This is a genomic window from Natrononativus sp. DTA114 (assembly GCF_059736515.1).
In genome coordinates this window covers 26299-41230 of the sequence record NZ_JCASSN010000003.1, presented here as the reverse complement: position 1 = coordinate 41230, position 14932 = coordinate 26299, and the positions used below count along the sequence as shown (strand labels likewise).

Below are 14932 nucleotides of genomic sequence, written 5' to 3'. Positions count from 1 at the left end.
CCGTGAGCCGACCTGCGATTGCGCCGGTAAATCGTTACAGCAGACCGTATCAGACGTAGCCGTCGATATCGACGTCGATAGTTTTCGGGACGCCGGCTTCCTCGTCGGTGATCCTGACGAGCAGCGAGTGCGTCGCGAGATCGTCGTCGACGCCGAGCAGCGGCGCATCGACGCCGACCTCGAGTCGAATCCCACCGTCGATTCGCGCGATCGATTTCAGTTCGAGGTCGGGTTCTGACTGCATTCCGGTCTGGACGAGAACGACGTACGAGTCGTCGAACTCGGTTTCGTCGAGGAACTCGACGACCGCCTCGAGATCCGCGAGTTCGCCGGTCGCGGTTTCCACGTCCGCGAAACGGGTGTGAGAGACCGCCTGCGAGGGGAGTCCGCCCGTGTCTGTGGCGTCCGGAGCGAGCACGTCTCGCTCGAAATAGCGCGTGCGGACGGAGACACCGGCCGGCGTCGACGGGAAGCGATACCGGTTCCACCCGAGGTAGCCACCGCCGAGTCCGACCGCAGCCCCGAGGAGAAACTGGCGACGGTTCATGGCAACGCGTTAGCTACCCCGACGTATAGCTCCGTTGCCAGGTAAAAGATCGATTGTAGTTTCGGGAACCTACCCAGACACTCGCCCCAATCCGGGGTACTCGACGACGATCCCGTCGACCCCCGCCGCCGCGAGTTGGTCGAACTGCACCCAGGTGTCGATCGTCCAGACGTTCACCGCGCGACCCTCACCGTGGGCGATCTCGAGCAGGTCGATCTCCGGCTGGCCGGCCGGTACGTTGCCGTAGGGATCGCCGACGAGCGCCGTTCCAGTGATCGCGTTTCGCGGCGGGTGGATCGCCTCGCAGTCGTGGCGGCGGGCCACCTCGAGACCCGCCTCGAGATCGTGGTAGCAGAGTGGCGCGGCGGGATACTCGGGGGCGACCTCGCGGGCGGCCGCGATTGCACCCTCACAGAACGACGAGAAGAGGATCTCGCCGCCGAAGGCGTCGCAGGTCGCGACGACGCGCTCGAGAAACGGTGCCCACACCGTCCGCCGGTCGGCGCGGTCGGCCTCGGGAAGCGCCTCGCCGGGACGGAGGCCGGTCGCGCCCGGACTCTTGAGTTCGACGTTGACGCCCACGGAGTCGGGGAGCGCCTCGAAGAACGCCTCGAGCGTCGGCACCGGCTCCCCGCTCTCGAGGACGCTCAGCTCCGAGAGCGTCTCGAGAGCGGTCTCTCGAACCAGTCCCTCGCCGTCGGTCACGGGACGGCCGTCGCGGTCGCCGTCGAGGCGGTCGTCGTGGAAGACGACCGGCGTTCCGCAGGCGGCGGGCTGGACGTCGATCTCGAGCATCCCGGTTTCGCCACGGGTGGCGGCGAACTCGGCCGCGGCGACGGTGTTCTCGGGAACAACACCCGCGTAGCCGCGGTGGGCGATGACGGTCGGCTCGGACATTACGTCGGTAGAGGAATCGCGCCAAGTTGTGTGTTCCTGTCCGCACGTTCCGCGTCCGCGCTACCCGGCCGCATTGACAGCACAGGCTCAACGGTAATACGCCCGGGCGACGAAGGGAGTGTATGACCGAACCGACGCTCGAGTCGATCGAGGCCGACCTCGAGCGGGCGAGTGAACTCGAAACCGACGCGGCGCTCGAGGTGCTCCGGGACGCCCGCGAGCGACTCCGCGGACTCGAAGACGTCGACGAGAGTCGCCGTGAGGAGCTGTCCCACCGGATCGAGCAGCGGCTCCGGGAGGTGAGCGAACGGGACGCCTACGGCGGCGATCTCGGGGCGGCGATGAACCCGGAGGACGACGACGCCCCGTGACATCGGTGGCTCAGTCCGACCGGGAGTACTCGCCCGCGTTCGAGCCCTCTGTCGACGAGGAGGCCGCCGCCTCCTCGTACGGCCGGAGCCGAGGAATCCACCGCGGGACGTGCGCACAGTACTGACTGTAGCGATCGCCGTACGTTCGCTCGAGTCGTTTCTCCTCGAAGCCGTTGACGAGCAGGAAGAAGGCCGTCCAGAGCAGGCCCGCGTAGCCGACGACCGCCGTCGAGTCGAGCCAGAGTCCCGCCCCGAGGACGTAGCAGACGATGCCGACGAGCATCGGGTTCCGGAGGTGGGCGAAAACCCCCTCGACGACCAGCAGCCGTCGGCCGACGATCGGAATCGGCGCGCTCGCACCGGCGGCGACCAGCGCGGTCAACGCGAGCGTATACCAGACCACGCCGAGTCCCATCAGGAGTGCACCGATGACCGACACCGGAAACGCGCTCCCGAACAGTAGCTCGTCGAGGCCGAGCGGCGAGAGCGTCATCTGCGCCAGCACGAACGGAACGACGGCGGCGAGGACGACCGGAACGCCGACCGTGAACGCGCCGACTCTCGCGATGACGCGCAGGGAGGTCATCGCCGGTGCTACCCACCCGGGAGGCATAAATGGGCTGGTGTCGCTGCAGGCTCAACTCCCTTATCCGAAGCCGTTGGACGAGATCGTATGCACGACTATCCGCGCGGAATGGCACACGTCGGCATCACGGTCCCTGATATCGACGCGGCGATGGAGTGGTACGAGGACGTTCTCGGATTCGAGCCGGTGATGGGGCCGCTCGAGATCGACCACGGCGACGAGCACATCGGGCGGCTCTGTGCGGACGTCCTCGGCGAGTTCGACACCGTCAGAATCGGTCACATGGCGACGGGCAACCAGCTCGGCTTCGAACTGTTCGAGTTCGACGCGGACCGCGGCGAGAACGATCCCGATCCCAGAGAGTCCGGCTACTTCCATATCTGCGTGATCGATCCCGAAATCGAGGCGCTGGCCGAGGAGATCGACGATTCGGGCGGCGAGCACCACACCGAGATCTGGAAGCTGTTTCCGGATCAGGAGTACCGGATGACCTACTGCAAGGATCCCTGGGGGAACCTCCTCGAGATCTACACGCACAGCCACGAGCGAATCTACGCGAATCAGGGCGACTACTGACGGTCGCGGCGACGACGGAAGAGACAGCAGCCGGCGGCCGATACCACCGCGTTCCACCCCATTTATTCTCCCCCCGTCCGCAGGTACGGGTATGCGAATTGCACTAATCGGCGGCACCGGCGACATCGGGCAGGGACTCGCGCTGCGCTGGGCGTTCGATACGAACCACGAGATCCTGATCGGCTCCCGGGACCCCGAGAAGGCCCGGACGATGGCCGAGGAGTACGAGACGGAACTCGACAGCCGCGGCCTCGAGCGGACGGTCAAGGGCTTCACCAACGAGATGGCCGCGGACCGGGCCGACGTCGTCGTCCTCGCCGTCCCGCCGTATCACGTCGGCGACACCGTCGAGGCAATTTCCGAGAAACTCGACGAGGAAACGATCCTCGTCACCCCCGCTGTCGGTATGAAAGGCGACGAGGACGGCCTCCACTACCACCCGCCGTCGGCGGGGAGCGTCACCGCGCTGGTCGATCAGCGCGCCCCCGACGGCGTCCCCGTGATCGGCGCCTTCCAGAACCTCGCGGCCGACCGACTCGCGAACCTCGACGTCGACCTCGAACTCGACACCCTCCTGGTCGGCGACGACTCGGACGCAAAAGAAACCGTCCGACTGCTTGCGGAGGGGATCGAGGGGCTGCGCGCCCTCGATGCCGGCCCGATCGCGAACGCTGCCGAGGTCGAGAGCGTCACGCCGCTGGTCATCAACATCGCCCGATACAACGACGACCTGCACGACGTCGGCGTGACGTTCCACTGAACACGAAAGCAGAAGATTTAGCGTCGGCTGGTCGCAACCAGTTGTAGATGAGCGACGGTGTCACGGTGTTGGTAATCGACGACAAGCAAGCGCTTGCGGACGCGTACTCGACTATTATCGACCTGGAAACGGAGTACGAGACGATCACCGCCTACTCCGGGTCCGAGGGACTGTCCCTGATCGACGAGGACGTCGACGTTCTGCTCGTCGACCGGAACATGCCCGATATCAACGGCGAAGACCTCGTCACGAGCGCCCGGGCCGACGGATTCGATCCGCGAATCGTGCTGGTGTCGGGCAGTCGTTCCGCCGAGGACGCTCCCTCGATCGAGTACGACGCCTACCTGCTCAAAACTGGAAACAACTACGACGAGGTCCTCGAGACGCTCACCCGCGTCGTCGACGGTGGCGAGCCGTCGGGAGCCTGACTCACTGGAACGCTTCGGGAATCGTCACGCGAAAGCGCGCTCCTCGCGGCTCGGCGTCTTCGACTGAGATGGTGCCGTCGTATCGCTGGACCGTCGTCTCGACGAGGTACAGTCCGAGTCCGGTGCCGTCGCTTTCGATCCCCTTCTCGCCGCGCCCGAACACGCGCTCTTTTCGTTCGTCGGAGATCCCCGGCCCGTCGTCTTCGATGGTCACCGTCACTTCCCCGCGATCTCGCGTATACGCCACCTCGACGGTGGGTTCGTCACGGTCGGAGTGAGAGACGGCGTTGTTGAACAGATTGACGAATACCGACGAGAGCATCTCGTCGGCTTCGACGGCGAGTTCGGCGGGCACGTCCTCGATCCCGGTGACGGTGAGTGCGGGGTTTTTCGCCCGCGCCTTCTCGGCTTCGCTCTCGAGGATCGGCCGGAGCGGGATCGGCTCGAGCGGCAGATCGTCCGAGGAGTTGACCTCCGTAACGAGGTTGCCGATCGTTTCGGTCAGTCGGACCGTCTCGTCGGCTGCCGTCACCATGTAGTCGAGGCCGGGGTTCTCCTCCTCGAGTTCCATCTCTAAGATGTCTCCCCAGCGGATGATGACGTCCATCTCGTTTCTGATGTCGTGGCGGATGACCCGGTTGAGCGTCATCAGGTTCTGGCGTTTCTCCTCGAGTTCGTCCGCCCGGGCCTGGGCGTCGAGTTCGGCCTGCTTTCGCTCGGTGATGTTGATGTGGGCGACGACGACGAAGCGGTCGCCCATGCTCTCGAAGGAGGAACTGCGCATGAGGAACCAGCGTTTCTCGTCGGGCGCGTGACACGGGTACTCGAACGTAAACAGTTCCTCGTCCTCCGCGATCACTCGACGGATGCCAGCGGCCGCCTGCGTTGCGTACTCGTCGTCGGTGGCGTCACAGACCTCGAGATAGTTCACCCCGACGGTGCTCGCCTGAATCGCGATATCGTTGTCGCGACCGAACTCACGCCAGGAGCGATTCGTCTGGACGATCTCGCCGGACGTGTCCAGAATCGCGACGTTGATCGGTAACGAGTCGAGCGTCCGTTCGTAGATCGCCTCGAGGGGACGCTCACCGAAACGCGAGTCGGCCATGCCTCTCCGTTATTCAGTGGAAATACATAAATTCGGGCCTTTCTGTATCAACGACCCGACCGCCAACGACCCGACCGGGTCGTCGACTCAGTCGCCCTCGGCGTGGCTCTCGGCCGCCGACTCCACCGCGTCGATCACGGCACCGGGATCGGAGATCGGTTTCTCGAAGTAGTGGTCGTACTCGAGGGAGCGGAACGCCTCGTTTTGTTCGTGAGCGGAGACGACGATGACGGCGCAGTCGCTCCCGTTCTCTCTGAGCGTGCACAACACCTCGCCGCCGCTCACGTCGGGAAGTCCCCGATCGAGGAGGACGACATCGACGGTGTCGTCGAACTGCTCGAGGGCGTCGGCACCCGACGTCGCCGTTCGGACGACGAACCGGTCGCCGAACCAGTAGATGTAGGCGTCGGCGAGCGAGCGTCTGTCCTCGACGACGAGGACCGTCGCCTTCGCTTCACCGGTCGGGCTGGTCGTCGTCGACGCTTGCCTGGATCCCTGCGGGGATGATCTGTGTTCGGGTTCTGGACTATCGCGAACGGCGTCATTGCGTCGTTCGCTCATATGCGGATACCACCATCTACCGAATCGAGAAATAAAACGGTTATTCCAGTCCTTCAGAATGTGATGCTGCTGGCTTGAATGACCAAGGGTTCGCTTCGCAGAACGGAGGGGGACCGCGCCGGATTCGCGTCTGCAGTGAGCGGGCGATCCCGCTACGCGCCGGCGGACTCGAGGGCGTCCTCTAAGTCCTCCCGCTGGGTGACGCCGACGAAGCGCTCGACGACGCCGTCGTCGTTCTCGATAATCAGCGTCGGCAGCGACCGCACCTGGTACTCGTTGGCGATATCCTGCTGTTCGTCGACGTTTACCTTCTCGACGCTGAACCTGCCCTCCCAGTCCTCCTCGAGTTCCTCGAGGATCGGATCCTGGGTCTTACAGGGGCCACACCAGTCCGCATAGAAGTCCTTGAGCGTAACAGTCATGCCGTTCATCGATAGTTTCCGCCGGTCGCGCATAAGGGTTTCCCACCCGTGTCCGTTTGCCGCCAGTCCGGAGCCGAGGCTGCCGGTCGGGATCGACGCGCGGGCGGTTCGAGAATCGACTTTCGTCGAAAGCTTTAGTTCGAGGGCAACACAAGGGCGGGTATGGACAAAGGACAGAACACCGGCGGGCTGATGTCCAGTGCCGGACTCGTCCGGTACTTCGACGCCGAGGACTCGAATGCGATCCGTATCGACCCGAAGACGGTCATCGCGTTCGGCGTTCTGATGGGACTGCTCGTTCAGTTACTGACGTTCGTCTCATAATCCCGCCGCCGAACGGTCTCGGTATCGGGCACCGACAGCCACGGGTTTCTCTCGCGCAATTCAACGGGCTGCCACCCGCAGCGATGCGTCGCGAACTTTTTCCTGTCGCCCTACATACCCCGACACATGACACTGGTTGCGGGCGTCATCGCCGTCCAGGGGAACGTCGCGGAGCACGTCGCCGCGATCGAACGCGCGGCAACGGACCAGGGCCGAGAGCTCGAGGTGCGCGAGATACGCGAGTCGGGGATCGTTCCGGACTGCGATCTGCTCGCGGTGCCCGGCGGCGAGTCGACGACCATCTCGCGGCTGCTCCACGAGGACGGTATCGCCCCGGAGATCCGCGAGCACGTGGACGCGGGAAAACCCCTCCTCGCGACCTGTGCAGGACTGATCGTCGCCGCCGGCGACGCCGGAGACGACCGCGTCGACACCCTGGACCTGATCGACGTCACCGTCGAGCGCAACGCCTTCGGTCGCCAGAAGGATAGCTTCGAGGCGCTCCTCCAGATCGACGGTCTCGAGCAGCCGTTCCCCGCGGTGTTCATCCGTGCGCCGGTGATCGACTCGGTCGGCGACGCCGAAATCCTCGCGTCAGTCGAGGGCCGCCCGGTCGCCGTCCGCGACGGGCCGATCGTCGCGACGTCGTTCCACCCGGAACTCACCGACGACAGCCGCCTGCACGAACTGGCCTTGTTCGCCCCGGAGACACCGGGAACCGAACCGGCCGCTCTCGAGTAACGGAGCCTGGGCGACCGGCTGCGTTCGGTGACGGAACCGGATTCGGCGTGCGATGACCTCGCAGTGTACAGACTTTTCTCACTCGCTCGCATGAGTCGGCGTATGAACGCAGCCATCGATTCGGTGCGCGTGGCGGGCACCCCACAGGGACCGGTGCCGGTACTCGTTCTCTCCGTCGACGGGGAGGACGACGTCGTGCCGATCTTCATCGGCTTTCAGGAGGCGACGAGCATCGCCCAGGGCCTCGAGGCCGAGGACATCGGACGGCCGATGACGCACGACCTCCTGCTCGACGTGATGGAGGAACTCGGCGGCCGGATCGACCGCGTGGTCGTCAGCGAGATCGAAGAGACCGCCGAGGGCGGCACCTACATCGCCGACCTCCACGTCGAGACGCCGCGGGATTCGGTCGTGATCGACGCCCGCCCGAGCGACTCGCTCGCGCTAGCGGCCCGGACGAACGCCCCGATCGAGGTCACCGAATCGGTGTTCGAGAGCGGCCGAGACGACAGCGAGAAGTTCGACGAGCTAGAAGACATCCGTGACGTCCCGAGTGAACTGTAGATGACGAACACCGACCAGACCCACGAGCCACACGCCGATGAGACGCTCGCCGCCCTCTTCGACGTGATCGAAGACCGCAAAGAGATGCTGCCCGAGGACTCCTACACCGCTTCGCTGTTCACCCACGAAAAAGGGGAGAACGCCGTCCTCGAGAAACTCGGCGAGGAGACGACCGAACTCGTCCTCGCCGCGAAAGACGACGACCACGAGGAGATCGCCCACGAGAGCGCCGACATCGTCTATCACCTGCTCGTCCTGCTCTCGATGAAGGGGCTGGATCTCGAGGACCTCCGCGAGGAGCTCGAGGCGCGCCGATAGCTGCACCGCTCAGGGATTGATAAGCCCGCCGACAGCGCCGGCGATCGCGCTCTCTACGGCCATGAGCATCGCGATGACGACGGCGATCGCGAACACACCGAGCCCGGCGAGCGGGCCGATGGGGCCGAGCGAAAGGCCGACGATGCCGACGGCGACAGCGAGGATCAGACCGCCGATGATCCCGCCGAGCGCCCCGGCGAGCAGGCCGTGCCAGGCGCCGCTGATGAGTCCTCCACCCGCGAGTGCGCCCGCCAGAAAGCCGCCGACGAGACCGGCGGTGAGCTGGCCCAGTCCCGGCAGGGCGATGCCGAAGATGCTGATCACCAACGCCGCCACGAAGCCGATACCGACAGCGCGCCAGTTTGTCATACGCAGTCGAACGACACGGATCGCTAAAAGTACACTCCACGTACGGGACGACCACTTATTATGGGGCTGTTCGGAGCCCCGCGGATTCGAGACGGAGTGCTCGGGGGCGTCACGAGAACTGTTGGCGCCCCCGGTGACAAAGCGTGGTCTTTTATGATCCGGTACCCTACCCGCAGCCATGATTTTCGAAGACCTTCCGACCACGCCCACGTCGGAAGAGCTGATCGACAAGGCGTTCTCGCGGGCGGCGCGGGCAGGCAACGCCCAGTGGGGCCTCGACGCCCAGCAGTCGATGCTGCAGACGGCGGCGAACATCATCTCCGATAATCTCGAGAACGTCGTCACGGCGTGGCCCGACTTCGAGTACGAGGACGACGTCCACCCCTTCTACTACGAGCTCGCGGACGCGATCGTCGACGTCGACAGGCTCCGACAGAGCCTCTCCGAGGTGATGTGGGCCAGCCGCAAGGCCCGCGAGATCCACGAGGAGTACCAGCCGCGACTGCGCAAGACGGACGTCGACACCGCCCGCAAACACCGCAAGCAGGCGTTCGCCCGACTCGCGGACATCGTCGAACAGATCGACGACGAACTGCTGTACATCAACCAGTCCCGAAACGACCTGCGAGACCTGCCGGAGATCGACCCCGAGGAGCCGACGATCGTCGTCGCCGGCTACCCCAACGTCGGCAAGTCGTCGTTCGTCAACGACGTCACCAACGCCCGCGGAGAGACCGCCTCCTACCCGTTCACGACGAAGGGGATCGGCCTCGGCCACTTCGAACACGACCACATCCGCTACCAGATCGTCGACACGCCGGGACTGCTCGACCGCAAGCCCGAGGAACGAAACGAGATCGAATCACAGGCCGTCAGCGCCCTCGAGCATCTGGGCGACTGCGTGCTCGTCCTGCTCGATCCGAGCGGCGAGTGTGGCTACCCGCTCGAGTCACAGCTCGAGCTTCGCGACGCCATCGAGGCGCAGTTCGAAGACGAACCCGTGTTCACTGTCGCGAACAAGATCGACCGCCGCGAGCGCTGGACGGCCGAGGTCGACGCCGACTACGAGATGAGCGTCGAAACCGGCGAGAACGTCGAGAAAGTGCTCGAGGCGGCGGTCGAGGCGATCGATTACGAGCCCGAACTCCCCTTCGAGGGGTAGCGTCCCGGGCTGCCGATCGAGTAACACGGCCGGCAGGAGCCGGCGTTAACGTTCGACCATGTTGACGTACCGAATCTCGACCGTGACGTCCTCGTAGCCGTCCTGCGCGATACGCGCGTGTAAGGCGTCGGCGAGCTCCTGATCGATCTCACCGGGCGGGCCGCCGATGGTGACGACCACCCGCTCCGGCCCTCGCAGCGGATAGTCGTCGTCCATCTGGGTCTCGAGCGAGAGGAAGACGTAGTCGTCGTAGGCCTCGTCCTCGAGGACGAGCTGTGCCTCCTCCCGCGCGTCCTCCTCGAAGGAGGCGTTCACGTAGGAGTTGTAGGTGATCCCGCCGAGCAACACCGAAAAGAGCAGCACGATCAGGGCGAGACCGACGACCCGCTTTCGAACGCGCTCCTGGGTCGGGCCGAGTTCGAACAGGTTCTCGGGGCGGTAGCCGGCGTACCACAGCGTCAACAGTCCGGCGAGGTTCACCGAGAGCACGTTGACGAAGACGAGCGCCGTCGAGCCGATGGCAGCGGACGGCGCGCCCCAGGCGATGGCGATCCCTGCCGCGGCAGCCGGCGGGATGAGCGCCGCGGCGATCATCACGCCGACCAGGGCGACCGAGATTCCCGTCGAGATGCTCACGATCCCGGCGACGCCCGCGCCGAGGGCGACAGCGAGCGAGAGCAAGTCCGGTGCGAGGCGTTCTGATATTTCGTCGACCTCGGCGATGTTTAATCCGGGTGGAACGATGTTCGTCATCCTGACGGTCCAGGCGAACACCGCCGCTGCGGCGATCGCGATCACCACCCCGAACAGCTGGTACTTCATGCTCTCGACGAACAGCTCCTCGTCGTCGATCACCGAGCCGACGCTCGCCCCCAGGGCCGGGCCGATCAGCGGTGCGATCACCATCGAGCCGACGACGACCGCAGGCGAGTCGAGCAACAGACCGGCGGTCGCGACGATCGCACTGACGACCGTCATCGTCGTGTAGATGCCGAACGTCGGCGTCAGCGACTCCGCCTCCGCCTGAAGCTCCTGTCTCGAGATCCGATCGGATTCGACGTCACCGTTGTCGTACTGCTCTTTCAGCGCGTCGAACTTCCGCGAGATCACCGTCTCCGCGTCGACGACGACGGTGTAGGCGTCCTCCTCGATCCCCCCCTCGTGAAGCGAGTCGAGAACCGATTCGACGGCCGCCGCTGGCAGGGGGAAGTAGACGACCCCCGTGTACTCCCGCCCGCTCGTCTCGTCGGTAACGACGTAGTCGATTTCCTGATCCTCGAGCGTCTCGAGGATCGTCTCACGAGCCCCCGTCGGAATCATCAGCTGTACGAGCCGCACTGACGGAACCGAAGACGGCCACCGTTATAACTGCAGGGAAGCCGACACCGAGACGACATCGCGACGATAGCAACAACTGCAACGGGTTACACACTGCTCACAGCGAGGCGGCCAGCACTGGCGAGTTTCCGCCAGTACCGGCCCCTGGGTCGTGAGCAGGTGTACACTGTCAGTGGTTACGATGGCGGGTCAAAAAGACAGCAGCGGGATGCGTGGTCGAGCGGCTTACTCGTCGTCGCCGTCGTCGAGTTCTTCGTCGGTCTGGGCACCCTCGAGGGTGAGCGTGAGCTCGCCGCCGTCTTCGTCGACGGTGACCTCTTCGCCCTCGACGGGTTCGAAGTCGTTCGGTGCCTGGGGTTCCGCGGAGACCTCGTAGGTGGTTGCCTCGATCGAACCACGGAGATCCGTCTCGGCTGCTCCCTCCTGAATGTCGGGGCCGCTGAGCTCCCAGGTCCGGTTTTCGTCTTCGTTGTACACCGAGATGATCACGCCCGTCGAGATCGACTCGCCGTCTTCGTTCTCGAGGAGGATCGTCAGCGTCTGCTGGTCTTCTTCCTCGTCGTCGGCACCGTTAGCATCGTCGGCGCCGTTGGCGTCGTCGGTCTCGTTCCCGGCGTCGTCGTCGGTCTCGTTCCCGGCGTCGTCGGTGGCGTCATCGTCATCGCCATCGTCGCCAGTACACCCTGCAACCGCGATGGAGGCTACTGTCAGCAATCCAGCACCGAACTTCCGGCGGGTTAAGGACGGATCCATACACGACTAGTTGAGGAAAATGGTAATAAGACTTTATATGTTCGTGTACAGATCCGTGTGATTGGTTCCCATTCCTGAACGAACGTTCGGAAAAGTGTGTGGTATTAACATACAGTACCGTTTTTGCCGGCTTTCGTCCCGTCGTCGCTCGAGGACCTCGTCGACCTTATTACATCGCCCACGCGTACTGTTCGACCATGTTCGATACCCGCCCGGATCGCGAGAGCGAGGTCGTCCTCGTCGGTCGCTCGAACGTCGGCAAGTCGACGCTCATGCGCGAGCTCACCGGTCACAGCTTCGACACCGGCGGCAAACCCGGTGTGACCCGCAGTCCGAACCACTACGACTGGGCCGCCGAGGACTTCGTCATCACCGACCTCCCCGGCTTCGGCTTCATGAGCGGCGTCGACCGCGACCGCCAGGAGCAGATCAAGACCGACATCGTCCAGTATCTCGAGGAACACGCCGGACAGATCCTCGTCGGCGTCGTCGTCGTCGACGGCAAGAGCGTCGTCGACATCATCGACCGCCACTCCGGCCCCGACTCGATTCCCTACGACGTCGAGATGTTCCACTTCCTGCAGGAACTCGAGATTCCGACGGTCGTCGCGGTCAACAAGATGGACAAGGTCGACGACCGCGACGAGCGACTCGACGAGCTCTGTGACCGACTCGGGCTCTACCCGCCCTGGAAGCAGTGGCAGGACACCATCGCGCCGATCACCGCCAAGCGCGGCCAGATCGGGTCGCTGAACGAAGCGGTCCGGACGCACCTCCACGATCAGCAGCGGGACGATCTGTTCAAATTTTTCTAAGCCACCTTTTGCGCTGCGGTCTGTCGCGGTCGCGCTCACGCGACCGGACGTCCCTCGGCAAAAGCTGGACCAAAAGCACTCCTCCTTCCGTTCGCTCCCTTCGGTCGCTCACATCGGTCGTCGGTCCGCTCGCTCCCTACGGTCGCTTACGGTAAGGTTCAGAAAGAAGCCAGCCTTTCCCCGGGTTACACGGCTCTCGCGGTGCTCGAGCCGTGCGCCCGGCCGCTCGAGTCTTCCGTGTACGCCCGGCCGCTCGAACCTCTCCGTGTTTACCCGCCCGTCTCGTCACGCCGCCGGCAGTGGCTTCTTGAATCCGTCCGTGGTCGTCTCGGGTATGGTCGAACCCGGAACGATCGCGATCTGTCACTACACCGGCCGACTCGTCGACGGCGACGAGACGGGCGAGCCGTTCGATACGACCGACGTCGACCGCGCGATGGAGGCGGGGATCTACCACGACAACCGCGACTACAAACCCGTCCAGATCCGCGTCGGCGAGAGCGACGTCGTCCCCGGCGTCGATCGAATGCTGCGGGATCTCGAGGCCGACCCCGATGAGTTACCGGTCGAGACGACGGCGCGACTCGAGCCCGAAGACGCCTTCGGCGAACACGACGAGTCGCTGGTCGTCGAGATTCCGCTCACGGAGTTCGAGACGACAGACGGACCGCTCGAGCCCGAGACGCCGGTCGAAACCGACGACGGACGAACCGGCTGGATCACCGCCGTCGACGGCGACGCCGCGACCGTCGACTTCAACCACGAACTCGCCGGAATCCCGGTCGAGATCGAGTTGAGGCTGCTCGAGGTGCGCGAGGAGCGGACGAAGAGCGAGTGACGTGTCCGGGTGCCCCCGTCACGGCGTCGAGCTCTCTCCCCGTCGCGTGCAGCGCCGGACTCCCGGTTAAATGAACCGCGAACCCTCGTTTAACAACCCTCACTCACGGAGCCCCTGGTACGGCCTCGATGACCGACTCGGATCCGACGACCGACGGCGGGCGGAGTCCGCTCGCACTCTTTCGCAACCTCGAGTTCGTCGCGTTAGCCTCAGTGCGGTTCGTCAGCGGCATGGCGTTCGCGACGATCATCATTGCGCTCGCCCTCTACGCGGACCTCTTTAACGCGTCGGGAACCGTCGCCGGCCTGTTCGGCACCGCCTACGCCGCCGTCCGGCTGGTGCTGGTGCTCCCGCTCGGCCGCAAGATCGACCTCGGCAACTCGAAACGGTACCTGTTGCTCGGACTCGTCCTCAACATGCTGTTGCTGCTCGGGCTCACCTTCGTCCAGAGCATCGAACAGGTGATCTTCCTTCGCGGGTTCCAGGCCGTCGGCTCGATCATGCTCTGGGTGACGGGCGTCGCCGTCGTCGGCGAAATCGCGCCCGACGACGGTCGCGGCATGTGGATCGGCACGTACAACCAGGTGCGGTCGATCGCGAGCCTCCTCGGCGATATCGTCGGCGGCGCCCTCCTCTTCGTCTACGGGTTCGGGACGACCTACGCGGTGTTGATCGGACTCACGTTCCTGTCGACCGTGGCGGTCTACACCTTCGTCCGAGACGATCCCGGTACCCGCGCCGACCCGGACGAATCGACGGGCGTCGAGACGCTCCTCCGGTTGCTCAAACGGCGAGTGATCATGGCGCTCGTCGTCTTCCGGTTCTCCTTTAGCTTCGGCAAGATGGCGGTGATCATCTTCCTCCCGATCTACGCCCGGACCGAGTTCGGCATGAACGCGCTTCTCATCGGCGGCATCCTCGCCGGCGGGAAGCTAACGAAGGGGATCGCCCAGGGGTACGTCGGCGAGTTCTCCGATCGCGTGGGAGGCGAGGAGTGGTTCATCTTCGGCGGCACGGTCAGCTACGCGCTCGGCACCGCGCTGATTCCGGCCGCCGCGTACGCATCCCTGGTGCTCGATCCGGTCACCCTCGCCGGGGGCGGGCGGGAGGTCACGCTCGTCCCGGCGTTCTTCCTCCTGTTCGTTGCGTACGGGATCCTGGGACTCGCGGACAGTCTGCGGCTGCCGACGAGCATGTCGCTGTTCGTCAGGGAGGGAGAGTACTACGACTCCGTCGCCGGGAGCCTCTCGCTCAGATCCGTCTCCTGGCAGGTCGGCGCGATCGTCGGGCCGCTTGCGGTCGGATTCATGTTCGACCACGTCTCCTTCCTCGGCGGCTTCTGGCTCGCCGCGGGGTTCATGGTCTTCGCGGGGGTGATCTTCCTCGCGCTGTTCGAAGCCGAGGCGGCCCCCGACGCCGTCCCCGTCTCCTCCACCGACGATTGACCGGGGGGA

General features: G+C 64.9%; 21 protein-coding genes. 12 read left to right on the top strand and 9 right to left on the bottom strand.

Features of this window, described 5'->3' with window-relative positions:
• Positions 1 to 49: 49 nt before the first annotated feature.
• Complete coding sequence (locus AC6I6S_RS10095) at positions 50 to 547, bottom strand: hypothetical protein (RefSeq protein WP_497949876.1); 498 nt, start codon at positions 545 to 547, stop codon at positions 50 to 52.
• A gap of 69 nt (positions 548 to 616) precedes the next feature.
• On the bottom strand, positions 617 to 1444 hold the full coding sequence (locus AC6I6S_RS10090; RefSeq protein ID WP_497949875.1) for a glycerophosphodiester phosphodiesterase: 828 nt from the start codon (positions 1442 to 1444) through the stop codon (positions 617 to 619).
• A gap of 122 nt (positions 1445 to 1566) precedes the next feature.
• Here AC6I6S_RS10090 and AC6I6S_RS10085 point away from each other — a divergent pair, with 122 nt between their 5' ends.
• Positions 1567 to 1815 (top strand): hypothetical protein, encoded by a 249-nt coding sequence (locus tag AC6I6S_RS10085; RefSeq protein WP_497949873.1) that lies wholly within the window; start codon positions 1567 to 1569, stop codon positions 1813 to 1815.
• A gap of 10 nt (positions 1816 to 1825) precedes the next feature.
• Here the strand turns inward: AC6I6S_RS10085 and AC6I6S_RS10080 are convergent, their stop codons facing one another.
• Entirely contained in the window at positions 1826 to 2401 is a 576-nt protein-coding gene (locus AC6I6S_RS10080) for a methyltransferase family protein (RefSeq protein WP_497949871.1), read from the bottom strand.
• 87 nt (positions 2402 to 2488) lie between these two features.
• On the opposite strand from AC6I6S_RS10080, the gene AC6I6S_RS10075 reads away from it, so the two are divergent.
• The 3 genes from AC6I6S_RS10075 to AC6I6S_RS10065 all read left to right on the top strand — a co-directional run bounded on the left by AC6I6S_RS10075 (position 2489) and on the right by AC6I6S_RS10065 (position 4165).
• Positions 2489 to 2977, top strand: coding sequence for a VOC family protein (locus tag AC6I6S_RS10075; RefSeq protein ID WP_497949870.1), 489 nt, complete (start codon positions 2489 to 2491; stop codon positions 2975 to 2977).
• A 91-nt stretch (positions 2978 to 3068) separates the two neighbouring features.
• Positions 3069 to 3737: an NADPH-dependent F420 reductase gene (gene npdG / locus AC6I6S_RS10070; protein ID WP_497949869.1), complete on the top strand. Its 669-nt coding sequence runs from the start codon at positions 3069 to 3071 to the stop codon at positions 3735 to 3737.
• Between the two features lie 47 nt (positions 3738 to 3784).
• On the top strand, positions 3785 to 4165 hold the full coding sequence (locus AC6I6S_RS10065; RefSeq protein WP_497949868.1) for a response regulator: 381 nt from the start codon (positions 3785 to 3787) through the stop codon (positions 4163 to 4165).
• A gap of 1 nt (position 4166) precedes the next feature.
• Here the strand turns inward: AC6I6S_RS10065 and AC6I6S_RS10060 are convergent, their stop codons facing one another.
• From AC6I6S_RS10060 to trxA, 3 genes are all read right to left on the bottom strand, one after another.
• Positions 4167 to 5273 (bottom strand): PAS domain-containing sensor histidine kinase, encoded by a 1107-nt coding sequence (locus tag AC6I6S_RS10060; protein ID WP_497949866.1) that lies wholly within the window; start codon positions 5271 to 5273, stop codon positions 4167 to 4169.
• Between the two features lie 87 nt (positions 5274 to 5360).
• Positions 5361 to 5834 carry a response regulator transcription factor gene (locus tag AC6I6S_RS10055; protein ID WP_497949865.1) on the bottom strand — a complete coding sequence of 158 codons (474 nt, stop codon included), beginning with the start codon at positions 5832 to 5834 and terminating at the stop codon, positions 5361 to 5363.
• Between the two features lie 152 nt (positions 5835 to 5986).
• Positions 5987 to 6256 (bottom strand): thioredoxin, encoded by a 270-nt coding sequence (gene trxA / locus AC6I6S_RS10050; RefSeq protein ID WP_497951463.1) that lies wholly within the window; start codon positions 6254 to 6256, stop codon positions 5987 to 5989.
• A 162-nt stretch (positions 6257 to 6418) separates the two neighbouring features.
• Between trxA and AC6I6S_RS10045 the strand changes: the two genes are divergently transcribed.
• From AC6I6S_RS10045 to hisE, 4 genes are all read left to right on the top strand, one after another.
• On the top strand, positions 6419 to 6580 hold the full coding sequence (locus AC6I6S_RS10045) for a preprotein translocase subunit Sec61beta (protein WP_497949864.1): 162 nt from the start codon (positions 6419 to 6421) through the stop codon (positions 6578 to 6580).
• Between the two features lie 126 nt (positions 6581 to 6706).
• A complete protein-coding gene (gene pdxT, locus AC6I6S_RS10040) occupies positions 6707 to 7321 on the top strand; it encodes a pyridoxal 5'-phosphate synthase glutaminase subunit PdxT (RefSeq protein ID WP_497949863.1) in 615 nt (204 codons plus the stop codon).
• 102 nt (positions 7322 to 7423) lie between these two features.
• Positions 7424 to 7885, top strand: coding sequence for a bifunctional nuclease family protein (locus tag AC6I6S_RS10035; RefSeq protein ID WP_497949861.1), 462 nt, complete (start codon positions 7424 to 7426; stop codon positions 7883 to 7885).
• On the top strand, positions 7886 to 8203 hold the full coding sequence (gene hisE, locus AC6I6S_RS10030; RefSeq protein WP_497949860.1) for a phosphoribosyl-ATP diphosphatase: 318 nt from the start codon (positions 7886 to 7888) through the stop codon (positions 8201 to 8203).
• A 9-nt stretch (positions 8204 to 8212) separates the two neighbouring features.
• Here hisE and AC6I6S_RS10025 read toward each other — a convergent pair whose 3' ends face one another.
• Complete coding sequence (locus AC6I6S_RS10025) at positions 8213 to 8572, bottom strand: DUF5518 domain-containing protein (RefSeq protein WP_497949859.1); 360 nt, start codon at positions 8570 to 8572, stop codon at positions 8213 to 8215.
• 178 nt (positions 8573 to 8750) lie between these two features.
• Between AC6I6S_RS10025 and AC6I6S_RS10020 the strand changes: the two genes are divergently transcribed.
• Positions 8751 to 9734: an NOG1 family protein gene (locus AC6I6S_RS10020; RefSeq protein ID WP_497949858.1), complete on the top strand. Its 984-nt coding sequence runs from the start codon at positions 8751 to 8753 to the stop codon at positions 9732 to 9734.
• Positions 9735 to 9779: 45 nt separating this feature from the next.
• Here the strand turns inward: AC6I6S_RS10020 and AC6I6S_RS10015 are convergent, their stop codons facing one another.
• Together AC6I6S_RS10015 and AC6I6S_RS10010 are read right to left on the bottom strand one after the other, a co-directional pair.
• Positions 9780 to 11072 (bottom strand): TIGR00341 family protein, encoded by a 1293-nt coding sequence (locus AC6I6S_RS10015; protein WP_497949856.1) that lies wholly within the window; start codon positions 11070 to 11072, stop codon positions 9780 to 9782.
• Positions 11073 to 11297: 225 nt separating this feature from the next.
• Complete coding sequence (locus AC6I6S_RS10010) at positions 11298 to 11825, bottom strand: S-layer protein (RefSeq protein ID WP_497949855.1); 528 nt, start codon at positions 11823 to 11825, stop codon at positions 11298 to 11300.
• Positions 11826 to 12022: 197 nt separating this feature from the next.
• On the opposite strand from AC6I6S_RS10010, the gene engB reads away from it, so the two are divergent.
• The 3 genes from engB to AC6I6S_RS09995 all read left to right on the top strand — a co-directional run bounded on the left by engB (position 12023) and on the right by AC6I6S_RS09995 (position 14923).
• Positions 12023 to 12640, top strand: a complete 618-nt coding sequence (gene engB / locus AC6I6S_RS10005; RefSeq protein ID WP_497949854.1) for a GTP-binding protein EngB — start codon at positions 12023 to 12025, stop codon at positions 12638 to 12640.
• Positions 12641 to 12974: 334 nt separating this feature from the next.
• On the top strand, positions 12975 to 13478 hold the full coding sequence (locus AC6I6S_RS10000) for an FKBP-type peptidyl-prolyl cis-trans isomerase (RefSeq protein WP_497949853.1): 504 nt from the start codon (positions 12975 to 12977) through the stop codon (positions 13476 to 13478).
• 128 nt (positions 13479 to 13606) lie between these two features.
• Positions 13607 to 14923 (top strand): MFS transporter, encoded by a 1317-nt coding sequence (locus AC6I6S_RS09995; protein ID WP_497949851.1) that lies wholly within the window; start codon positions 13607 to 13609, stop codon positions 14921 to 14923.
• Positions 14924 to 14932: the final 9 nt, after the last annotated feature.

Excerpts from the sequence above, each read along its gene's own strand:
- AC6I6S_RS10095 (WP_497949876.1), bottom strand. The coding sequence starts at position 547 with ATGAACCGTCGCCAGTTTCTCCTCGGGGCTGCGGTCGGACTCGGCGGT.
- AC6I6S_RS10090 (WP_497949875.1), bottom strand. The coding sequence starts at position 1,444 with ATGTCCGAGCCGACCGTCATCGCCCACCGCGGCTACGCGGGTGTTGTT.
- AC6I6S_RS10085 (WP_497949873.1), top strand. The coding sequence starts at position 1,567 with ATGACCGAACCGACGCTCGAGTCGATCGAGGCCGACCTCGAGCGGGCG.
- AC6I6S_RS10080 (WP_497949871.1), bottom strand. The coding sequence starts at position 2,401 with ATGACCTCCCTGCGCGTCATCGCGAGAGTCGGCGCGTTCACGGTCGGC.
- AC6I6S_RS10075 (WP_497949870.1), top strand. The coding sequence starts at position 2,489 with ATGCACGACTATCCGCGCGGAATGGCACACGTCGGCATCACGGTCCCT.
- npdG (WP_497949869.1), top strand. The coding sequence starts at position 3,069 with ATGCGAATTGCACTAATCGGCGGCACCGGCGACATCGGGCAGGGACTC.
- AC6I6S_RS10065 (WP_497949868.1), top strand. The coding sequence starts at position 3,785 with ATGAGCGACGGTGTCACGGTGTTGGTAATCGACGACAAGCAAGCGCTT.
- AC6I6S_RS10060 (WP_497949866.1), bottom strand. The coding sequence starts at position 5,273 with ATGGCCGACTCGCGTTTCGGTGAGCGTCCCCTCGAGGCGATCTACGAA.
- AC6I6S_RS10055 (WP_497949865.1), bottom strand. The coding sequence starts at position 5,834 with ATGAGCGAACGACGCAATGACGCCGTTCGCGATAGTCCAGAACCCGAA.
- trxA (WP_497951463.1), bottom strand. The coding sequence starts at position 6,256 with ATGACTGTTACGCTCAAGGACTTCTATGCGGACTGGTGTGGCCCCTGT.
- AC6I6S_RS10045 (WP_497949864.1), top strand. The coding sequence starts at position 6,419 with ATGGACAAAGGACAGAACACCGGCGGGCTGATGTCCAGTGCCGGACTC.
- pdxT (WP_497949863.1), top strand. The coding sequence starts at position 6,707 with ATGACACTGGTTGCGGGCGTCATCGCCGTCCAGGGGAACGTCGCGGAG.
- AC6I6S_RS10035 (WP_497949861.1), top strand. The coding sequence starts at position 7,424 with ATGAACGCAGCCATCGATTCGGTGCGCGTGGCGGGCACCCCACAGGGA.
- hisE (WP_497949860.1), top strand. The coding sequence starts at position 7,886 with ATGACGAACACCGACCAGACCCACGAGCCACACGCCGATGAGACGCTC.
- AC6I6S_RS10025 (WP_497949859.1), bottom strand. The coding sequence starts at position 8,572 with ATGACAAACTGGCGCGCTGTCGGTATCGGCTTCGTGGCGGCGTTGGTG.
- AC6I6S_RS10020 (WP_497949858.1), top strand. The coding sequence starts at position 8,751 with ATGATTTTCGAAGACCTTCCGACCACGCCCACGTCGGAAGAGCTGATC.
- AC6I6S_RS10010 (WP_497949855.1), bottom strand. The coding sequence starts at position 11,825 with ATGGATCCGTCCTTAACCCGCCGGAAGTTCGGTGCTGGATTGCTGACA.
- engB (WP_497949854.1), top strand. The coding sequence starts at position 12,023 with ATGTTCGATACCCGCCCGGATCGCGAGAGCGAGGTCGTCCTCGTCGGT.
- AC6I6S_RS10000 (WP_497949853.1), top strand. The coding sequence starts at position 12,975 with ATGGTCGAACCCGGAACGATCGCGATCTGTCACTACACCGGCCGACTC.
- AC6I6S_RS09995 (WP_497949851.1), top strand. The coding sequence starts at position 13,607 with ATGACCGACTCGGATCCGACGACCGACGGCGGGCGGAGTCCGCTCGCA.